We start from the raw sequence: 20,032 nt of genomic DNA on the forward strand, positions 1-20,032 counted from the left end.
TCCATGCCGTACACGAAGCGCCGTCGCCTCGTGAGTTCCGCCGTCGCCGTGGCCCTCGGCGCCACCGCACTCGCCGCCTGCGGCTCGTCGTCGGACGACGACGGCGCCGCGTCGGGTCCGGTGACGCTGACGTACTGGAGCTGGGCCCCCGGCATGGACAAGGTCGTGGACTTGTGGAACAAGGGGCCCGGCAAGGAGCAGCAGATCACCGTCACGGTGAAGAAGCAGGCGTCCGGCGACACCCTTGTCACCAAGATCCTCACCGCGCACAAGGCCGGCAAGGCGCCCGACCTGGTGCAGGCCGAGTACCAGGCGCTGCCCACCCTGGTCAGCAACGACGCGCTCGCCGACATATCCGGCGAGGTCGGCGACGCGAAGAAGGAGTTCGCCGACGGGGTCTGGCAGCAGACCACCCTGGGCACGGACGCGGTGTACGCGGTCCCGCAGGACATCGGGCCGATGATGTTCTTCTACCGCGAGGACCTGTTCGAGAAGTACAAGCTGACGGTCCCCACCACCTGGGACGAGTTCGCCGACACCGCCCGCAAGCTGAAGAAGGCGGCTCCCGGCAAGGACCTGACCACCTTCTCCGCCAACGACTCCGGGCTGTTCGCGGGCCTCGCCCAGCAGGCCGGCGCACAGTGGTGGACCACCTCCGGCGACACATGGAAGGTCGGCATCAACGACGCGGCCACCAAGAAGGTCGCCGAGTTCTGGGGCGGCCTGGTCGAGGAGGGCGCCATCGACAACCAGCCGATGTACACGCCCGCCTGGAACAAGGCGCTGGACACCGGGCAGCAGATCGCCTGGGTCAGCGCCGTGTGGGCGCCCGGCACGCTCACCACCGCCGCTCCCGCCACCAAGGGCAAGTGGGCCATGGCGCCGCTCCCCCAGTGGACCAAGGGCGAGAACCGCACGGGCAGTTGGGGCGGATCCTCCACCGCTGTCACCACCGACTCGCCCCACAAGGACGCCGCCGCCACGTTCGCGGCCTGGCTGAACACCGACGCCCGGGCGCTCAACGCCCTGGCGAAGGAGAGCGGCATCTACCCGGCCTCCACGGCCGCCCAGACCAGCGGCGCCTTCGCCGCCCCGCCGGAGTTCTTCGCCAACCAGCCCGACTTCTACACGAAGGCCGCCGAGATCGCGGAGACCACCGCGCCGTCCGCCTGGGGCCCGAACGTCAACGTCGCCTACACGACGTTCAAGAACGCCTTCGGCGCCGCCGCGAAGAACAAGTCCGACTTCACCGCCGCCCTGGACGCCATGCAGGAGGACACCGTCGCCGACCTGAAGAAGCAGGGCTTCGGAGTCGCGGAGTGAAGTCCCCCGCCCGCCGTGCGCGCCGCGCCCCCTACCTGTTCCTGGTGCCGGCGATCACGCTGTTCCTGCTGTTCTTCGCGCTGCCCATCGGCTACGCGGTGTGGCTCAGCTTCCGCAAGGTCCAGGTCTCCGGGCTCGGCCTGGGGGCCGGGGCCCGCGAGGAGGTGTGGGCCGGGCTGGAGAACTACACCGGCGCGCTGTCCGACAGCGAGCTGCTGCACGGCGCGCTGCGCGTGCTCGGCTACGGCTGCATCGTGGTGCCGGTGATGCTGGGGCTCGCGCTGCTGTTCGCGCTGATGCTGGACGCCGAGCGGGTGCGGCTCGCGCCCTTCACCCGCCTCGCGATCTTCCTGCCGTACGCCGTGCCGGGCGTGGTCGCGGCGCTGCTGTGGGGCTTCCTGTACCTGCCGGGCGTCAGCCCGTTCCACTTCGTGCTGGACGCCCTGGGGCTGCCGCAGCCGGACCTGCTGGACGGCGGCCCGCTGTACGCGGCGCTGTCCAACATCGCGGTCTGGGGCGGCACCGGCTTCAACATGATCGTCATCTACACCGCGCTGCGGGCCGTCCCCGCCGAGGTGTACGAGGCGGCGAAGCTGGACGGCGCGACGCCGCTGCAGATCGCGCTGCGGATCAAGATCCCGATGGTGGCGCCGTCGCTGGTGCTCACCTTCTTCTTCTCGATCATCGCGACGCTGCAGGTGTTCAGCGAGCCCACCACCCTCAAGCCGCTCACCAACTCCGTCTCCACCACCTGGAGTCCGCTGATGAAGGTCTACCAGGACGCCTTCGGCAACGGCGACATCCACGCCGCCGCCGCGCAGGCCACGCTGATCGCGGTCGCCACCCTGGTGCTGTCCTTCGGGTTCCTGCGCACCGCCGACCGACGCACGAAGCAGGAGGCGGGCCGATGAGTTCCCTCACCCTCGACCGGGCCGCAGCCACGGGCTCCGGCCCGGGACCGGGCCGCCCCCGCCGCCGGATCGCGCTGATCCCGACGGTGACCCTGCTGCTCGGGGCGGTCTACTGCCTGCTGCCGGTGATGTGGGTGGTCATCGCGTCCACCAAGTCCGGCCGCGAGCTGTTCTCCACGTTCACCTTCTGGCCGGGCACCGGCTTCGCCGAGAACCTCACGGACCTCGACTCCTACCGCGAGGGCGTCTACTGGCAGTGGATGGCCAACTCCGCCGTGTACGCCGGGCTGGGCGCGCTGCTGTCGACGTGCGTGTCCGCCGTCAGCGGCTACGCCCTGGCCACGTACCGCTTCCGGGGCCGCGAGACGGTGTTCGGCATCCTGCTCGCGGGGGTGCTGATGCCGCCGGTGATCCTGGCGATCCCGCAGTACCTGCTGATGGCGGAGGCGGACCTCACGGACTCGTACCTGTCCGTGCTGCTGCCGCAGATCCTCTCCCCGTACGGGGTCTACCTGGCGCGGATCTACGCCGCGGCGGCGGTGCCGTCGGACGTGGTGGAAGCCGGCCGGATGGACGGGGCGGGCGAGTGGCGGATCTTCACCCGGGTCGCGCTGCCGATGATGCTGCCGGGGCTGGTGACGGTGTTCCTGTTCCAGTTCGTGGCCGTGTGGAACAACTTCCTGCTGCCGTTCGTCATGCTCAGCGACGACGAGAAGTTCCCGATCACCCTGGGCCTGTACACGCTCCTGGAGCAGGGATCGAGTCAGCCCGCCCTCTACACCCTGGTGATCACGGGCGCGTTCCTCGCGGTGGTGCCGCTGGTGGCGCTGTTCCTGGTCGTGCAGCGGTTCTGGAGTCTGGATCTGCTGTCCGGGGCCGTAAAGTCGTGACCATGAGCAACACGGGGGGCAGGCGCAAGCCGCCGACGATCCACGACGTGGCGCGCGAGGCGGGGGTCTCGCGCGGCACCGTCTCGCGCGTGCTCAACGGCGGCCACTACGTCAGCCCCGCCGCGGCGGAGGCGGTCAACGCCGCGATCCGGCGCACCGGGTACGTCGTGAACCGGCACGCGCGCTCCCTGATCACCGGCCGCTCCGACTCGGTGGGGTTCCTGCTCACCGAGCCGCAGGAGCGGTTCTTCGAGGACCCCAACTTCAACGTGCTGCTGCGCGGCTGCACCCAGGCGCTGGCCGCGCACGACATCCCGCTGCTGCTGATGCTCGCCGGCACGGACGACGAGCGGCGGCGGATCACGCGGTACATCACCGCCGGGCACGTGGACGGGGTGCTGCTGGTGTCGAGCCACTCCGGCGACCCGGTCGCGGAGGAGCTGCGCGCGGCGGGCGTCCCGCTGGTCGCGTGCGGCAAGCCGATCGGGCTGGGCTCGAAGGTCAGTTACGTGGCGGCCGACGACCGGGACGGCGCCCGTGACATGGTGCGGCACCTGCTGGGCCTGGGGCGCCGCCGGATCGGCGTGGTGACCGGCCCGCTGGACACCCCGGGCGGGGTGGAGCGGCTGGCCGGCTACCGGGAGGTGCTCGCGGAGGCGGGCGTCGAAGAGGACGAGCGGCTGATCGTCCCCGGCGACTACAGCCGGGCGAGCGGTGAGGCGGCCGCGGAGCGGCTGCTGGCGCGGGCGCCGGAGGTGGACGCGGTGTTCGTGGCGTCCGACCTGATGGCCCAGGGTGTGCTCGCCGCGTTGCAGCGGGCGGGCCGCCGGGTGCCGGAGGACGTGGCGGTGGGCGGCTTCGACGACAGCCCCGCGGCCGTCGCGGCCAGCCCCGCCCTGACCACGATCCGCCAGCCCTGGGACCGCATCAGCGCCGAGATGGTCCGGGTGCTGCTGGCACAGATCTCCGGCGAGGACACGGCGGCGGTCATCCTGCCCACGGAGCTGGTGAAACGGGCGTCGGCCTGACCCGCCGGGCCGTTCATTGAATTTCGAACAAATGTTACGGTTCCCGTATGGCAGGGACGACCGACGAGGCGCGGCTCGAGGAACGGTGGCGTGACATCCTCGCCGTGCACGCCCGCACCCAGGGCGAGATCGACCGCGCCCTGCACCCCTACGGCCTGGGCGCCTCGGACTTCGAGGTGCTCGACCTGCTCGCGTCCGCCACTCCCCCGCGCGGGGAGCAGTGCCGGGTGCAGAACCTGGTCGGCCGGGTGCATCTGAGCCAGAGCGCGCTGTCCCGGCTGATCGCCCGCCTGGAGAAGCACGGCCTGGTCGAGCGCAGCGCCTGCCCGACGGACCGGCGCGGCGTCTACGTGCAGCTCACCGCGCGGGGCCGCGAGCTGCACGCCGAGACCCTCCCGGTCCAGCGCGCGGCCCTGGCCCGGGCGCTCGGGGACTGAGCGAAGGGATCGGCCCGTGCCTGACGCGCGGGCACGGGCCGACGGGTCACCGCCCGGCTCAGGGGCGGGCCAGCAGGGTGCGGACCCCCTCCGAGGTCAGGGTCAGGCGGTGTTCGGAGCTGCCGTCGATGGTGAGGGACAGGTCGTCGGTCGGCCACTGGGCGGCGAGGGCGCCGAGCGGGACCAGCCGGTAGCGGGAGACGAACGGGAGCAGTCCGGCCATCTCCAGCTCGGAGGTGAAGACGGGCACCACCTGGGTGCCGCCCGGCTGCTCCAGCACGGGCAGCGCGACGGCGCCGGGGTCGGCGGCCTCCTCGTCGCCCGCGTCGTCGGGGACCGGGATCAGTACGTCGCTGTTGGCCAGGGCGTCCAGCGCGGCCGTGTCCTCGGTGTTCTCCGACAGTGCGTCCAGGGCCCGCTGCGCGGGCGTGGGGGCGTTGTTCTCGTGCGCGGGTGTTTCCATGACGAATTCCCTGGTAGCGGCGGTTGTCGGGCCGCCCGGGGCCCGCTCGGGCCCGGGCACAGTAGGGGACGCGTACCCGTTCGCCTCTCGCGCAACCCTGCGACGGGCGAGCCTCCCGCGCGGCCCGCCGAGTCCCTCCGCACCTCGGGGACGGGCCCCCTCCGAACCCCTCCGAGCGGCATGACTATCATATGAGCACCCTCTAGCTCGAAAGATGATGCTGTGACTGTCAACGAAGACTCGTTCACGAACTGGAAGCACCGCGAGGAGATCGCGGAGTCGATGATCCCGATCATCGGGAAGCTGCACCGGGAGCGGGACGTCACCGTCCTGCTGCACAGCCGCTCCCTGGTGAACAAGTCGGTGGTCAGCATCCTCAAGACGCACCGCTTCGCCCGGCAGATCGCCGGCGAGGAGCTCTCCGTCACCGAGACCCTGCCGTTCCTCCAGGCGCTCACCACGCTGGACCTCGGCCCCTCGCAGATCGACATCGGCCTGCTCGCGGAGGCCTACCGCGCGGACGACCAGGGCAAGTCCGTCGCCGAGTTCACCGCCGAGGCCGTCGCCGGCGCGACCGGCGCGCACAAGATCGAGCGCCGCGAACCGCGCGACGTCGTCCTCTACGGCTTCGGCCGCATCGGCCGGCTCCTCGCCCGGCTGCTGATCGAGAAGTCCGGCTCCGGCAACGGCCTGCGGCTGCGCGCGATCGTCGTCCGCCGGGGCGGCGAGCAGGACATCGTCAAGCGCGCCTCGCTGCTGCGCCGCGACTCCGTGCACGGCCAGTTCCAGGGCACGATCACCGTCGACGAGGCGAACAGCGCCATCATCGCCAACGGCAACGTCATCAAGGTCATCTACGCCAACGACCCGGCCGAGATCGACTACACCGCGTACGGCATCGACAACGCGATCCTGATCGACAACACCGGCAAGTGGCGCGACCGGGAGGGGCTGTCGCAGCACCTGCGGCCCGGCGTCGACAAGGTGGTGCTGACCGCGCCCGGCAAGGGCGACGTGCCGAACATCGTGCACGGGGTCAACCACGACACCCTCAAGCCGGACGAGCGCATCCTGTCCTGCGCGTCCTGCACCACCAACGCGATCGTGCCGCCGCTGAAGGCGATGGCGGACGAGTACGGCGTGCTGCGCGGCCACGTGGAGACCGTCCACTCGTTCACCAACGACCAGAACCTGCTGGACAACTACCACAAGTCCGAGCGCCGGGGCCGGTCCGCGCCGCTCAACATGGTGATCACCGAGACCGGCGCCGCGTCGGCCGTCGCCAAGGCGCTGCCCGACCTGAAGGCGCCGATCACCGGCAGCTCCATCCGCGTGCCGGTGCCGGACGTGTCGATCGCCATCCTCAACCTCCAGCTGGGCCGCGCGGCCGAGCGCGAGGAGGTCCTCGACTACCTGCGCAACGTGTCGCTGACCTCCCCGCTGAAGCGTCAGATCGACTTCATCAGCGCGCCCGACGCGGTCTCCAGCGACTTCATCGGCTCGCGGCACGCGTCGATCGTCGACGCCGGCGCCCTGAAGGTCGACGGCGACAACGCGATCCTCTACCTCTGGTACGACAACGAGTTCGGCTACTCGTGCCAGGTCGTCCGCGTCGTCCAGTACGTGTCCGGCGTGGAGTACCCGACGTACCCGGCCCCCGCGGCCTGAGTCACGCGCGACGGACGGGGCGGGGCCGGCGAGTTGTCCGGCCCCGCCCCGGTCTGCCCGGCTGACCGGCGGCAAGGGCCAGATCGATAACGATCACCCCGTTCCGGTTGAACGGACCGATCCGCTTCCTAGTCTTCGGATATGCCCCTCTTCAGCACGCGCCCCGGCCGACGTCCCCGCCTCTCCCGTTCTCTCGGGGACGCCCAACTGGCCAAGGTCCTGGGCAAGCTGAGCAAGCGCGGCAGTGGCAAGGCCGCCGACGCCGATCTGATCGCCGGCCTGCTGGAGGAGACCGGGAGCGACTGGGACCTCCGCGGTCACCGGGTGTCCGTGCTGGCCGCGGCCGCCGCCGGCACGGGCATCGCCCAAACCTGGCTGGAGCGCGACCCGGACGACGTGAACGCGCTGGTGTTCCACTCCTGGACCGCGCTGGTGCGCGCCCTGGAGGAGCGGCGTCTGGAGGACACCGACGCGGTGATCTCCCGGTGTCACCGGGCCGCCGAGCTGTGGCCGGAGGACCCGCTGCCCTGGGTGGTCCTGCTCGGCACCGCGCGCGTCGAGCGGTACGACCACAAGGACGTCGACGCCCTGTGGCGGCAGGCCACCGCCCGCGACCCCTGGAACCGCGAGGCGTTCCTGCAGATGCTCGCCCTGCTGTCGCCCGAGGAAGGCGGCTCCAGCGCCTCGGTGCTGGACTTCGTCGACGCGGTCCGCACCCGCATCCCGGCCAACGCCCCGTGCGCCGCCGTCGAACTCACCGCGGCTGTGCGGCAGTACCAGGGGCTGCTCGCGCAGGGCGGGATGCGGGCGATGACCGCGGGCCAGCTCTTCGAGACCGGACATCTGGCGGCGGCCCTGCACCAGGCCGCGGCGCTGTGGCCGAAGCCGGGGTTCTTCCAGCACGCGGCGGCGCCGGCCGACCTCAACGTCCTGGCGTACGCGCTGTGCGCCGCCGGACGCGCCGCCGACGCCCATCCCGTGTTCCAGGCCCTCCAGGGCATGGTCACGTCCTGGCCCTGGGATGTCGACGGCCCCGCCCTCCAGCGCTTCGAGCAGCATCTGGCCAAGTCGGAACGGGGCCGCCAGGGCGGCATCGGCGGTTCGTGAGCGACGGGTCCGGCGCCCTCGCCGGTCGCGTCAGGGACGGCTCAGGATCGTTTCGACCGCCTCGCGCAGGGCCTTCGCCGGGTCGGCAGGGCGCGCCGGGTGGCGCCAGGCGACGAAGCCGTCGGGACGGACCAGGACCGCGCCGTCCTCGGTGATGCCGTGGGCGCCGGCCCAGTCCGTGTCCGGGTCGGGGGTCAGGTCGGCGTGGGGCCCGTCGCCGATCCGGTACGCGTCGAGCGGTACGGACAGCTGCGCCGCCACCTCGGAGGCCGCTGCCTGCCAGGGGCCGTTCTCCGCGCTGAGCAGGACCAGCGACCTCTCGTACAGGTCGAGGGTGGAGACGCGGGTGCCGGCGCGGTCCAGCCAGAGGTGCGGGGCACGGCTGCCGGGCTCGCCGTTCAGCACGACGCCGTCGGGGACGACCGGCGTCGCGGGGTCGGTGCCCAGGACCGCGCCGCGCGGATAGCGGTAGGCGAGCGCCACGTTGAGGATGCCGCCCTTGCGGCCACCGGGGCCACCGCCACCGGGACCGCCGGGGCCACCGGGGCCGCCGGGACCGCCGGGGCCGCCGGGACCAGCAGCACCGGGACCACCGGGACGGCCCCCGGGACCTCCTGGGCCGGCGGCACCGGGCCCACCGGGCCCACCAGGACCAGCGGCACCGGGACCGCCAGGCCCACCGGGCCCACCGGGCCCACCCGCGGGCGTGTACCCGGGGTGGCTGTGCTCGCTCGAGCGGGAGGAGGCACGGGCGCCGGTCGCCTCCGCCACAGGGCGCCGTTCGGCGTCGTAGGACTCCAGCAGGCCGGGCCCGGCCCAGCCGCCGAGCACGGCGGCCAGCTTCCAGGCGAGGTTGTGGGCGTCCTGGATGCCGGTGTTGGAGCCGAAGGCCCCGGTGGGCGACATCTCGTGGGCCGAGTCCCCGGCCAGGAACACCCGGCCCTGTCCGTACCGTTCGGCGACCCGCTCGGCGGCGTGCCAGGCGGCCCGGCCGGTGATCTTCACGTCGAGGTCCGGCACCCCGACGGCCTTGCGGATGTGGGCGACGCACCGCTCGTCGGTGAACGACTCGAGGGTCTCGCCGTGCTCGGGGTGCCAGGGGGCGTGGAACACCCAGTTCTCCCGGTTGTCGACCGGCAGCAGGGCGCCGTCCGCCTCCGGGTTCGTGAGGTAGCAGATGATGAACCGCCGGTCCCCGACGTAGCCGGCGAGGTCACGCGAGCTGAACGTGAGGCTCACGTTGTGGAACAGGTCGCCCGGACCCTTCTGCCCGATGCCCAACGCCTCACGCACCGGGCTGCGCGGGCCGTCGGCGGCGACGAGGTAGTCCGCCCGGATCCTGGTGTGCTCACCGGTCTCCCGGCTCTTGACCAGCGCCGTCACGCCCTCCGCGTCCTGCTCGAAGGACAGCATCTCCGTCCCGAAGCGCAGGTCCCCGCCGAGCTCCCGGGCTCCCTCGAGAATCACCGGCTCGAGGTCGTTCTGGCTGCACAGGCACCACCCGGCGGGGCTGAAGCGGGCGATGCCGCCGCCCGGGTCGATCTCCTGGAGCAGCCACTCCCCCTCGTCGCCCACCAGGCTCGAGGTCTGCAGGATGCCGTGGTTGTCCGCCAGGGTCGACGCGGCCCGGCCGATGCGCTGCTCAAGACCGGCCGTCCGGAACAGCTCCATGGTGCGCACGTTGTTCCCCCGTCCGCGGGGGTGGTGCGACGTGCCCGCGTGGCGTTCGACGAGCGTGTGCGGCACGCCGAGGCGTCCCAGGAACAGGGACATGGACAGGCCCACCAGGGAGCCGCCGACGATGAGGACCGGCGTGCGGTGATCCGCCCGGCCGGCCGTATCCGATCGATGCATTGAAACGCCTCCAGCGTCGCCCTCGACGGGCTGTGGAAAGGGACGCCCCATTTCATCCCCGGTACCGGGGAGTTCGCGTCCCGGCGGCACCCGTATGACACGCGGTTCACCCACCTGCCCCGTGTCGCTCGCGCGTACCGGAAGGTCGCGTCAACGATCGACACATGGCGACCCCGGCCCTCCGGACACGGCGGTCGTTCCTGACCTTCCGACCAAGAGGAGAGGTGCGCCGGATGACCAAGTCGGCACGCATTTCGCAGTCGGCGTTCGACGGCTCGAGGCTGCGGGTGATCCTTCTGCTCGACCTGTACGAGGGCGCCCAGCAGCAGTTCCTCGACGCGTACGAGCACATGCGCAACACGGTCGCGTCCGTCCCCGGACACATCAGTGACCAACTGTGCCAGTCGATCGAGAACCCCTCGCAGTGGCTCATCACCAGCGAGTGGGAGAGCGCCCTGCCGTTCCTCGACTGGGTGAACAGCGAGGAGCACATCCAGATCGTCCGGCCGATGCACAGCTGCGTCCGGGACACCCGGTCGATGCGCTACAGCGTCCTGCGTGAGACCCGCCCGGAGCAGCCGCTCACTCCCGAGGCGGCGCGGGCGAACCTCCAGACGGTGGCCCGCGTGGGCGCCGGCCGGACCCGCCACGCCCTCACCTTCACCGTCAAGCCGGGCTCCGAGTCCAAGGTCACGGACATCCTGGCCAACTACGACGCGCCCGAGGCGCGGATCAACGGCATCACGCGGCTGCACCGCACCTCGCTCTTCATGCACGGCAACCGCGTGGTGCGGGCCGTGGAGGTGGAGGGCGATCTGCTGGCCACCCTGTGCCACGTGGCCGCACAGCCCGAGGTCCAGGCCGTGGAAGAGGCCATCAACCCCTACCTCGAGCAGGACCGGGACCTGTCCGACCCCGACTCCGCGCGGGTGTTCTTCACCCGGGCGGCGCTCCCGGCGATGCAGCACGTGGAGGCCGGCCGCCCGGAACCCGCCGGTCTGCGGCGGCACATGCTGTACTACCCGGCCGTGGCGGGCCAAGGGCTGGAAATGGCCCGATTCCTCGCCCGGCAGGACGAGGACGCGGCGAACGACCCGGACAGCCTGGTGTACGCGAGCACCGTCTTCCAGCGTCACGACATCGTGACCCGCATGATCGACGTCACGGGTGAACTCGATCTCGACCCGCTCTCCGCCCTCGGCATCAAGGGCCAGGGCAAGGCCGCCGAGCTGGAGCGTCTGCTGGACGGCGCCGCGATCGGCGTCGAGGGCTCTCTGGACTCGGAGCGCACCCTGCACCGGCTTCTGGCGCACGCCGACATGATGCCCGTCACCGACCGCGTCTCGGCGGATTCCTGACGCCGACCGTGGCGACGTACGCGGCCGTCTCCGGCCCCGACGTCGCCGCTCCCACCCGGAGGTATCAACCATGTCCAAGCAGCACCCACGCATCGTGGATCTGAGCGAGACGGAACCCAACCGACGGCGCGGAGGTGACCTCAGGACCTTGCTCACGCCGGCCACTGTGGGCTCCACCAGCGGCTTCATGGGGCTGGCCATCATCAAGCCCGGCGAGCGGATCGGCGAGCACTACCACCCGTACTCCGAGGAGTTCGTGTACGTCGTCAGCGGTGCGCTCGAGGTGGACCTGGACGGCGAGCCGTTCGCGCTCCGCGCCGAGCAGGGGCTGATGATCCCGATCGACATGCGGCACCGCTTCCGCAACGTCGGCGACGAGGAGGCCCGCATGGTGTTCCACCTGGGTCCCCTGGCCCCCCACCCGAGCCTCGGGCACGTCGACACGGAGGAGACCGAAAGCGCTCTGTCCGGCCCGCAGTTGACGGTGGGCGGGCCGGATGCGGGCCGTCCGGCCGAGCCGAGCGAGGTCATAAAATGACCCGGCGGGTGGCCGTCACCGGTATAGGTGTGGTCGCTCCCGGCGGCATCGGGGCGACGGCGTTCTGGGACCTGCTGGCCGCAGGCCGCACCGCGACCCGCGGCATCACCCTGTTCGACCCGGCGGGCCTGCGCTCGCGCATCGCCGCCGAGTGCGACTTCGACCCGTTCGAGCACGGCCTGGACGCGGACCTGTGCCAGCACGCCGACCGCTACATCCAGTTCGCCGTGGTCGCGGCCCGGGAGGCGGTACGGCAGTCCGGGCTCGACACCGGGTCCCTGGACCCGTGGCGCACCGCGGTGTCGCTGGGCAGCGCGGTCGGCGGGACCACCCGGCTGGAACACGACTACGTGCTGGTCAGCGAGAGCGGCCGGCGCTGGGACGTGGACCACACCAAGGCGGAGCCCAAGCTGCACCTGGCGTTCTCGCCGAGCACCCTCGCCTCCACGGTGGCCGAGCAGTTCGGCGCGCGGGGCCCGGTGCAGACGGTGTCCACCGGCTGCACCTCCGGACTCGACGCGGTCGGCTACGCCTTCCACACCGTCTCCGAGGGCCGGGCGGACGTCTGCATCGCGGGGGCGTCGGACTCGCCGATCTCCCCGATCACGATGGCCTGCTTCGACGCCATCAAGGCGACGTCGCCCAACAACGACGACGCCGAGCACGCGTCGCGGCCGTTCGACGCCCACCGCGACGGGTTCGTGATGGGCGAGGGCGCGGCGGTGCTGGTGCTGGAGGAGTACGAGCACGCGCGGGCGCGCGGCGCGGACATCCTCTGCGAGATCAGCGGCTACGCCACCTACGGCAACGCCTACCACATGACCGGCCTGACCAGTGAGGGCCTGGAGATGGCCCGCGCCATCGACACCACCCTCGACCAGGCCCGGATCGATCCCACCCTGATCGACTACGTCAACGCGCACGGTTCCGGCACCCGGCAGAACGACCGGCACGAGACGGCCGCGGTGAAGCGGTCGCTGGGGGCGCACGCGTACGAGACGCCCATGAGCTCCATCAAGTCGATGGTGGGGCACTCCCTCGGCGCCATCGGCGCGATCGAGGTGGTCGCCTGCGTGCTCGCGCTGCAGCACCAGGTCGTGCCGCCGACGGCGAACTACGAGACCCCCGACCCGGAGTGCGACCTGGACTACGTGCCGCGCACCGCCCGCCCGCGGAAGCTGGAGCACGTGCTCTCCGTCGGCAGCGGGTTCGGCGGTTTCCAGTCCGCGGTGCTGCTGTCCGGTACGGGCGGGAGGACACGATGAGCAAGCGGCGTTCCGGGCGTGCGGCCGTCACCGGCATCGGTGTGGTCGCGCCCAACGGACTGCGGACCGACGCCTACTGGAAGTCCGTCCGCGAAGGTCTCGGCGTACTGGACCTGATCACCCGTGAGGGCTGCGGGCATCTGCCGCTGCGGGTGGCGGGCGAGGTGCGGGCTTTCGACCCGGCGGCCCTGATCGAGGACCGCTTCCTGGTGCAGACCGACCGGTTCAGCCATTTCGCGATGGCCGCGGCGGCGCTCGCCCTCGACGACGCCGGGCTGGGCGGCGAGCCCGCCGACCCCTACTCGGTCGGCGTGGTCACCGCGGCCGGCTCCGGCGGCGGCGAGTTCGGCCAGCGCGAGCTGCAGAAGCTGTGGGGCCAGGGCTCCAAGTTCGTCGGCCCCTACCAGTCGATCGCCTGGTTCTACGCGGCGAGCACCGGCCAGATCTCCATCCGCGGCGGCCTGAAGGGGCCGTGCGGGGTGGTGGCGAGCGACGAGGCGGGCGGCCTGGACTCCCTCGCGCACGCGGCCCGGGCGGTGCGGCGCGGCACCGACGTGATGGTGGTGGGGGCGGCGGAGGCGCCGCTGGCCCCGTACTCGATGGTCTGCCAGCTCGGCTACCCCGAGCTCAGCACCCTCGACGACCCCGACCGCGCCTACCGCCCGTTCACCGAGAAGGCGTGCGGTTTTGTACCCGCGGAGGGCGGTGCCCTGCTCGTCGTCGAGGACGAGGAGCGGGCCCGTGACCGCGGGGTGCCCGTACGGGGTGTCGTGGCCGGTCACGCGGCCACGTTCACCGGGGCCTCCCGCTGGGCGGAGTCCCGCGAGGGCCTCGCCCACGCGATCACCGGCGCCCTCGACGAGGCGGGCGTCGCCCCGGAGGAGATCGACGTCGTGTTCGCCGACGCCCTGGGCGTGCCCGAGGCGGACCGCGCGGAGGCGCTGGCGATCGCCGACGCCCTCGGCGCGCACGGCACGCGGGTGCCCGTGACGGCGCCCAAGACCGGTTTCGGCCGCGCCCACTGCGCGGCGCCGGTGCTGGACACGGTGGCGGCGCTGCTGGCCATGGAGCACGGCCTGGTGCCGCCCACGCCCAACGTGTTCGACATCTGCCACGACCTCGATCTGGTGACGTCGCACGCTCGCCCCGCCGAGCTGCGCACCGCCCTCGTCCTCAGCCGGGGACTGATGGGCTCCAACGCGGCGCTGGTCGTGCGCCGCGGTGACGATTCCGCCCGGTGATCCGGGCGGGGAAGGAGCAGTCACCCATGATCACCACCGAAGTGACCTTCGACGAACTGGCCGCCCTGATGAAGCAGGCGGCCGGCATCACCGTCGACCCCAAGGAACTCAAGGACGCCGCGGAGTCCCCCTTCGACTCCTTCGGTCTCGACTCGCTCGGCCTGCTCGGCATCGTCGGCGAGCTGGAGAACCGGTACGGCGCGTCCCTGCCGCCCGACTCGGAGCGGTGCAGGACGCCCCGGGAGTTCCTCGCCCTCGTCAACAGCACCCTCACGGCTGGAGCCTGAAAGTGGCAGGACACACCGAGAACAGCATCACCATCGACGCTCCCTTCGACCTCGTCTGGGAGATGACCAACGACCTCGAGAACTGGCCGCGGCTGTTCAGCGAGTACGCGTCGGTGGACATCCTCTCCCGGGAGGGCGACACGACGACGTTCCGGCTGACCATGCACCCGGACGAGAACGGCAAGGTGTGGAGCTGGGTGTCGGAGCGCACCCCGGACCGCGGGAAGCGGATGGTGCGCGCCCGCCGCGTCGAGACCGGCCCGTTCGCCCACATGGACATCGTGTGGGAGTACGAGCAGGTGCCGGGCGGGATCGAGATGCGCTGGACGCAGGACTTCGCGATGAAGCCCGACGCGCCGGTCGACGACGACTGGATGACGGACAACATCAACCGCAACTCCCGCACCCAGATGGCGCTCATCCGGGACAAGATCGAGCAGGCCGCCCGCGAGTCCGAGACCGCGTCCGTCGCGTCCTCGCGCTGAGCACCGGTCCCTGCGGGGACCCGGAAGGAATCCCATGCACCACGCCCTGATCGTCGCCCGGATGAAGCCCGGTTCGGCGCCGGACATCGCCGACGTGTTCGCCGCGTCGGACCGGGGTGAGCTCCCTCACCTGGTCGGCGTCAGCCGGCGCCGTCTCTTCCAGTTCGGGGACGACGTGTACCTGCACCTCATCGAGTCGGAGCAGGACCCGGCGCCCGCCATCGCGAAGGTGGCCTCGCACCCCGAGTTCCGCCGCATCAGCCAGGAGCTGGAGGCGTACGTCAGCCCGTACGACCCGGCCACGTGGCGCGGCCCGAAGGACGCCATGGCGCAGTGCTTCTACCGTTGGGAGCGCGGCGCCGGCTCCTGAGCCGCCGCACTCGGGACACCGCACCACGAGGCCGCCGGTTCCGCGTCAGTCGCGGAGCCGGCGGCCTCGTGGTGTGCGCCCGTGCGTGGAGGATCAGCCGGGGACGGTGCACTCGAAGGCGTGCAGATACGGGTTGACCGGGCGGATCTCGCCGATGACCAGGCCCGCGCCGGTGAGCCGGTCCACCATGCTCTGCCGGGTGTGCTTGGCGCCCCCGACGTTCAGGAGCAGCAGCAGGTCCATGGCGGTGGTGAAGCGCATGGACGGGGTGTCGTCGACGAGGTTCTCGATCACCACGACGCGGGCCTCGGGGCGCGCCGAGCGGCGGATGGCGGCGAGCACGCGGCGGGTGCTGTCGTCGTCCCACTCCAGTACGTTCTTGATGATGTACACGTCCGCCTCGACGGGGACGTCCTCGCGGCAGTCGCCGGCCACGACGCGGGCCCGGTCGGCGAGCGCGCCGCCGTCGCGCAGCCGGGGGTCGGCGTTCTCGACGACGCCCGGCAGGTCGAGCAGCGTGCCCCTCAGGCGGGGGTGCTTCTCCAGAAGGCTGGCCAGGACGTGCCCCTGGCCGCCGCCGATGTCCACGACGGAGTCGGCGTCGTCCAGGTCGAGCAGCCGGGCGACGTCCCGCGCGGACTGCTCGCTGGAGGTGGTCATGGCCCGGTTGAAGACATGGGCGGACTCGGGCGCCGACTCGTTGAGGTAGGTGAAGAACTCCTGGTCGTACACCTCCTCGAAGACGTTGCCGCCGGTGCGCACCGCCTCGTCCAGCCGCGGCCAGACGTTCCAGGTCCAGGGCTCGGTGCACCACAGGGCGATGTAGCGCAGGCTGTGCGGGTCGTCCTCGCGCAGCAGCCGGGACATCTCGGTGTGCTCGAAGGTGCCGTCGGGGTTCTCGGTGAAGACGCCCTGGCACGACAGCGCGCGCAGCAGCCGCCGCAGGGTGTGCGGCTGGGTCTTCACCGCCGCCGCCAGGTCGTCGACGGTCATGGGGCTGTCGTCCAGCGCGTCGGGCACGCCCAGACGGACGGCCGCGCGTACGGCGGCCGCGCACGCCGCTCCGAATACGAGCTCCCTCAGCCGCATGGGCGGCGGGGGAGCCGGATCAACGGTGGTCATCCGTTGCCTCGCTTCTGCTGTTGCGCCGTGGATGGGGCAGGTCGGTCGGTCAGCACATTCCGGTGGGTTCGGAGAGCGTGCAGGTGTTGCGGCTGAAGGTGTTGGTGGTGGAGGTGTCGCGGTTGGCGAGGTCGGCGGGGCTGTTGCCGGTCACCAGGTTGTCGCGGATGTCGTTGCGCTCGCTGGGCGTGCCGACGAGGCTCTTGAACAGCACGATGCCGCCGGACAGCGGGGAGGTGCCCTTGTTGTTCTCGACCCGGTTGAACGCCACCCGGGTCTCCTCGACGCCGGTGAGGACGATGCCCGAGCCCTGGAGGAAGGGCAGCCGGGGCGTCTTGGCGCAGTACTTGTTGTTGGCGTGGACGTGGTTCCAGGCGACGCTCAGGTTTCCGGCGCGGGGCTTCGACTCGTCGCCGACGACGAACACGGCGGCGCAGTTGCCGGTGGCCTCGTTGTGGTCGACGCTGAGGTTCCGCAGCCGCCGGACGGTGACTCCGACCCGGTTCTCCGCCGTCTCGTTGAAGCGGACCACCGTCCTCTTCGCGTCGCGCGCGCCTTCCTCGGTGTCGACGGTGTTGGCGACGAACACTCCGGCGTCGCCGTTCTTCCGGGTGACGTTGTGGCTGATCACGCTGTGCGTGGAGCGTTCGGTGGCGATGCCCCACTGGCCGTTCTTCTCGGAGGTCACGTAGCGCACCTTGAGGTTCTCGGTGCCGGTCGCCCACACGCCGTTCTTCGCGAACCCGCGCACGGTCAGGGACCGTACGGAGACGTTCTTCACCGGCTTCTTGTCGGTGCCGGTGACGCAGACGCCGTTGCCCGCCTTGGCGCAGGCGGACGTGCCGGCGCTCGCGGGGGGTCGCAGGACGGTGCGGCCGTCGGCGTCGCCGCGCAGGGTGATGCCCGAGCGGGTGATGTCGACGCTCTGCTTGTAGGTGCCGGCCGCGATCAGGACCGTGTCCCCCGGCTTGGCGGCGTCCACGGCCTTCTGGATGGACTGCCCTGGCTGTACGCGGTGCACGGCCCACTGGTGGGTCGAGGTCGAGGGCGCGGCGCCGATCCCCACCGCCACGATGGCGGTGGTGCAGGCGAGATACGCGATGTGACGTTTGTTCATGAGGCCGAAGCTATGAGCGGCCCTGACGGCCCGCCACCGGTGATCGCCCAGCCGGGCGCGGGCCCGTCGGCGTCCTCCGCGGGCCGTGTTCCGCCCGTCCGCGGAACCGGTTCCGAGCCTCCCGATCCGACCGCTCACCCGCTCGGCTGGTGGGCGGGTGCCCCCCGCTGTAGCGTCGGGAACGCGGCCCCGGCGGCGCGACGCCCGGCCGCCCGTCCCGCGCGAACACGTCGGGAGGCGCCCATGGCGACCGGCACCCCTCTCCCTCAGGACCTCGCGGACCAGTCCGTGGTGGTGATCGGCGCGAGCTCCGGCATCGGACTCGCGACGGCACGTCAGGTACGTCGGCACGGCGGCCGGGTCGTGATGGCGGGACGCGATCCGCAGCGGCTGGAGCGCGCGGCGAAGGAGGTCGGGGCCGAGCGGTCCGCGCCCCTCGACGCCGCCGACACGGGCCGCCTCCGGGAGTTCTTCGACACCCTGCCCGGCCCCGTCGACCACGTCGTGTCGACCGCCGGGTCCCCCTTCTACGCGACGCTCGCCGACCTCGACGTCGACGAGGCGCGCGCCCATGTCGGGGAGCGTCTGGCCCTCACCCTCGCAGTCGCCAAGTACGGCGGCGCCGTGGTGCGGGACGCCGGGACGCTGGTGTTCGTCGGGGGGACCGGCGGCCGCCGTCCCGGCGTCGGCGCGTCCGTGACCTCGGCGCTGACGGCCGCCCTGCCCGCGCTCACCTCGAGTCTGGCGGTGGAGCTGGCGCCGGTCCGGGTCAACCTCGTCGCGCCCGGCTTCGTCGACACGCCCCTGTCCGCGTCCCTCCTCGGCGACCGGCTCGAGGCGCGCCGCGAGCGACTGCGCGCCACCCTCCCGATACGGCGGGTCGTCGGCCCGGACGACGTGGCCGCGGTGATCCTGCACCTCATGGTCAACGAGGCCGTGACGGGCGCGACGTACGACGTCGACGGCGGCCAGCAGCTGGTGCCGCCCTGACCACGCGGCGGCGGCCGTGACCGGTGCGTCCCACCCCGCCCGCACGCCGGGCGAGGTCCTGCCCGGAGGTGGACACTGGAAGGACGTCGCCCAGTCGACCATCCGAGATCACGGAGGCGGGCATGAACGGCACTTCCCCGGCCTACGACGTGGTGGTTCTCGGAGCGGGACCGACGGGGGAGAACCTCGCCGACCGCACCCGCGCCGCCGGCCTCACCACGGTGATCGTGGAGAACGAACTGCTGGGCGGCGAATGCTCGTTCTGGGCGTGCGAACCGAGCAAGGCGCTGCTGCGCCCGGTGCTGGCGCGCGCCGACGCCCGGCGCGTCCCGGGTCTGCGCCGGGCGGTCGAGGGCCCCCTCGACGTGCCCGCCGTCTTCGAGCACCGTGACGCGATGGCCGCGCACTGGCAGGACGCGGATCAGGTGGAATGGCTGGACTCGGTCTCCGTGGACCTGGTGCGCGGGCACGGCCGGCTGAACGGCCCCCGCCAGGTCGTCGTGGACACGCCGGACGGGGAGCGTGTGGAGCTGACCGCGCGGCACGCGGTCGGGGTGTGCACGGGCACGGTCACCGCGTTCCCGGACCTGCCGGGGCTCGCGGACGTCCGTGCGTGGACCAACCGGCAGGCGACGGCGGCGCGGCAGGTGCCGGAGCGGCTCGCGGTGGTCGGCGGCGGGGTGGTGGCCGTGGAGTTGGCCACGGCGTTCCGGGCGCTCGGCTCCCGGGTGACGATGCTGGTCCGGGGCGGGCTGCTGGGCCGGATGGAGCCTTTCGCCGGGGAGATGGTGACGGACGCGCTGCGCGAGGCCGGGGTGGACGTGCGGTTCGGCAGGTCGGTGGCCGCGGTGGAGCGCGAGGACGGCGGGGACGGGCCCGTGCGGATCACGACGGACGACGGGGACACCGTGGTCGCGGACGAGATCCTGTTCGCCACCGGCCGCGCTCCGCACACCGGGGACATCGGTCTGGAGACGGTCGGTCTCACCCCGGGCGACTGGCTGCCGGTGGACGACTCCTACCGTGTGCCGGAGGTCCCGGAGGGCTGGCTGTACGCCGTCGGGGACGTCAACCACCGCGCCCTGATGACCCATCAGGGCAAGTACCAGGCGCGGATCGCGGGCGCCGTGATCGGGGCGCGCGCCAAGGGCGAGCCGCTCGACGACGGCAAGTGGGGACGGCACGCCCCGACCGCCGACAGCGCCGCGGTGCCGCAGGTCGTCTTCACCGAGCCGGAGGTGGCGTCGGTGGGTCCGACCGCGCGGGAGGCGGAGCGGGCGGGGCTGAAGGTCGACGTCGTGGACTACGACATCGGGAAGATCGCCGGCGCGGTGCAGTACGCGGAGGGGTACCGGGGCCGGGCGCGGGTGATCGTCGACACCGAGCGGCGGAACGTCGTCGGGGCGACCTTCGTCGGTCCCGGCGTCCAGGAGCTGCTGTACTCGGCGACCGTCGCCGTCACCAGCGAGGTGCCGGTGGACCGGCTGTGGCACGCCGTCCCGGCGTTCCCCACGATCAGCGAGGTGTGGCTGCGCATCCTGGAGACGTACCGGGACAGCGACGGCACGGCGGCCTGAG

Annotated in this window: 20 protein-coding genes; 16 read left to right on the forward strand and 4 right to left on the reverse strand. The window is 72.1% G+C overall.

Going from position 1 to position 20,032, the window contains the following annotated elements:
* Positions 1–3 precede the first annotated feature (3 nt).
* Genes ACP7TJ_RS02855 through ACP7TJ_RS02875 form a run of 5 tightly spaced genes read left to right on the forward strand, consistent with a single transcriptional unit; the run spans position 4 to position 4,589 of the window.
* Positions 4–1,323 (forward strand): ABC transporter substrate-binding protein, encoded by a 1,320-nt coding sequence (locus ACP7TJ_RS02855; protein ID WP_427761956.1) that lies wholly within the window; start codon positions 4–6, stop codon positions 1,321–1,323.
* The gene (locus tag ACP7TJ_RS02860) at positions 1,320–2,234 is read left to right on the forward strand and encodes a carbohydrate ABC transporter permease (protein ID WP_167742644.1); all 915 of its coding nucleotides are present in this window, start codon (positions 1,320–1,322) and stop codon (positions 2,232–2,234) included. Before ACP7TJ_RS02855 ends, ACP7TJ_RS02860 begins: the two co-directional genes overlap by 4 nt.
* Positions 2,231–3,124 (forward strand): carbohydrate ABC transporter permease, encoded by an 894-nt coding sequence (locus ACP7TJ_RS02865; RefSeq protein WP_427761959.1) that lies wholly within the window; start codon positions 2,231–2,233, stop codon positions 3,122–3,124. The genes ACP7TJ_RS02860 and ACP7TJ_RS02865 overlap by 4 nt, the downstream gene beginning before the upstream one ends.
* Positions 3,121–4,152: a LacI family DNA-binding transcriptional regulator gene (locus ACP7TJ_RS02870; RefSeq protein WP_427761961.1), complete on the forward strand. Its 1,032-nt coding sequence runs from the start codon at positions 3,121–3,123 to the stop codon at positions 4,150–4,152. The genes ACP7TJ_RS02865 and ACP7TJ_RS02870 overlap by 4 nt, the downstream gene beginning before the upstream one ends.
* 47 nt (positions 4,153–4,199) lie before the next feature.
* Entirely contained in the window at positions 4,200–4,589 is a 390-nt protein-coding gene (locus tag ACP7TJ_RS02875; protein WP_093768362.1) for a MarR family winged helix-turn-helix transcriptional regulator, read from the forward strand.
* 58 nt (positions 4,590–4,647) lie between these two features.
* Here ACP7TJ_RS02875 and ACP7TJ_RS02880 read toward each other — a convergent pair whose 3' ends face one another.
* Positions 4,648–5,052, reverse strand: coding sequence for an SseB family protein (locus ACP7TJ_RS02880; RefSeq protein ID WP_093768361.1), 405 nt, complete (start codon positions 5,050–5,052; stop codon positions 4,648–4,650).
* Between the two features lie 222 nt (positions 5,053–5,274).
* Here ACP7TJ_RS02880 and ACP7TJ_RS02885 point away from each other — a divergent pair, with 222 nt between their 5' ends.
* Both ACP7TJ_RS02885 and ACP7TJ_RS02890 read left to right on the forward strand, forming a co-directional pair.
* A complete protein-coding gene (locus ACP7TJ_RS02885) occupies positions 5,275–6,720 on the forward strand; it encodes a glyceraldehyde-3-phosphate dehydrogenase (RefSeq protein ID WP_189910440.1) in 1,446 nt (481 codons plus the stop codon).
* A 141-nt stretch (positions 6,721–6,861) separates the two neighbouring features.
* Complete coding sequence (locus ACP7TJ_RS02890) at positions 6,862–7,827, forward strand: hypothetical protein (protein ID WP_387585627.1); 966 nt, start codon at positions 6,862–6,864, stop codon at positions 7,825–7,827.
* A 30-nt stretch (positions 7,828–7,857) separates the two neighbouring features.
* On the opposite strand, the gene ACP7TJ_RS02895 is transcribed toward ACP7TJ_RS02890, so the two are convergent.
* A complete protein-coding gene (locus ACP7TJ_RS02895) occupies positions 7,858–9,681 on the reverse strand; it encodes an FAD-dependent oxidoreductase (protein ID WP_367548579.1) in 1,824 nt (607 codons plus the stop codon).
* 233 nt (positions 9,682–9,914) lie between these two features.
* On the opposite strand from ACP7TJ_RS02895, the gene ACP7TJ_RS02900 reads away from it, so the two are divergent.
* The 7 genes from ACP7TJ_RS02900 (at position 9,915) to ACP7TJ_RS02930 (ending at position 15,225) form a co-directional block, all read left to right on the forward strand.
* On the forward strand, positions 9,915–11,039 hold the full coding sequence (locus ACP7TJ_RS02900) for a SchA/CurD-like domain-containing protein (RefSeq protein WP_167742639.1): 1,125 nt from the start codon (positions 9,915–9,917) through the stop codon (positions 11,037–11,039).
* Between the two features lie 70 nt (positions 11,040–11,109).
* Positions 11,110–11,577: a cupin domain-containing protein gene (locus ACP7TJ_RS02905; RefSeq protein WP_167742638.1), complete on the forward strand. Its 468-nt coding sequence runs from the start codon at positions 11,110–11,112 to the stop codon at positions 11,575–11,577.
* Entirely contained in the window at positions 11,574–12,842 is a 1,269-nt protein-coding gene (locus ACP7TJ_RS02910) for a beta-ketoacyl-[acyl-carrier-protein] synthase family protein (protein WP_167742637.1), read from the forward strand. Before ACP7TJ_RS02905 ends, ACP7TJ_RS02910 begins: the two co-directional genes overlap by 4 nt.
* A complete protein-coding gene (locus ACP7TJ_RS02915) occupies positions 12,839–14,083 on the forward strand; it encodes a ketosynthase chain-length factor (protein ID WP_093768354.1) in 1,245 nt (414 codons plus the stop codon). Before ACP7TJ_RS02910 ends, ACP7TJ_RS02915 begins: the two co-directional genes overlap by 4 nt.
* A 26-nt stretch (positions 14,084–14,109) precedes the next feature.
* Entirely contained in the window at positions 14,110–14,370 is a 261-nt protein-coding gene (locus tag ACP7TJ_RS02920) for an acyl carrier protein (protein WP_093768353.1), read from the forward strand.
* Positions 14,371–14,372: 2 nt separating this feature from the next.
* Positions 14,373–14,855 (forward strand): SRPBCC family protein, encoded by a 483-nt coding sequence (locus ACP7TJ_RS02925; RefSeq protein ID WP_093768352.1) that lies wholly within the window; start codon positions 14,373–14,375, stop codon positions 14,853–14,855.
* Between the two features lie 34 nt (positions 14,856–14,889).
* Entirely contained in the window at positions 14,890–15,225 is a 336-nt protein-coding gene (locus ACP7TJ_RS02930) for a TcmI family type II polyketide cyclase (protein WP_167742634.1), read from the forward strand.
* Between the two features lie 93 nt (positions 15,226–15,318).
* Here the strand turns inward: ACP7TJ_RS02930 and ACP7TJ_RS02935 are convergent, their stop codons facing one another.
* Positions 15,319–16,347, reverse strand: a complete 1,029-nt coding sequence (locus tag ACP7TJ_RS02935; protein ID WP_167742633.1) for a methyltransferase — start codon at positions 16,345–16,347, stop codon at positions 15,319–15,321.
* Between the two features lie 49 nt (positions 16,348–16,396).
* Entirely contained in the window at positions 16,397–17,464 is a 1,068-nt protein-coding gene (locus ACP7TJ_RS02940) for a right-handed parallel beta-helix repeat-containing protein (RefSeq protein WP_093768349.1), read from the reverse strand.
* 243 nt (positions 17,465–17,707) lie between these two features.
* Here ACP7TJ_RS02940 and ACP7TJ_RS02945 point away from each other — a divergent pair, with 243 nt between their 5' ends.
* Both ACP7TJ_RS02945 and ACP7TJ_RS02950 read left to right on the forward strand, forming a co-directional pair.
* On the forward strand, positions 17,708–18,454 hold the full coding sequence (locus ACP7TJ_RS02945; RefSeq protein ID WP_367491675.1) for an SDR family oxidoreductase: 747 nt from the start codon (positions 17,708–17,710) through the stop codon (positions 18,452–18,454).
* Between the two features lie 122 nt (positions 18,455–18,576).
* Positions 18,577–20,031 (forward strand): dihydrolipoyl dehydrogenase family protein, encoded by a 1,455-nt coding sequence (locus tag ACP7TJ_RS02950; RefSeq protein WP_370162704.1) that lies wholly within the window; start codon positions 18,577–18,579, stop codon positions 20,029–20,031.
* The last annotated feature ends 1 nt before the right edge of the window (position 20,032 follow it).

Origin of the sequence: Streptomyces sp. DSM 41931 (genome assembly GCF_050271085.1) — a bacterium.
GTDB classification, from domain to species: domain Bacteria; phylum Actinomycetota; class Actinomycetes; order Streptomycetales; family Streptomycetaceae; genus Streptomyces; species Streptomyces albogriseolus.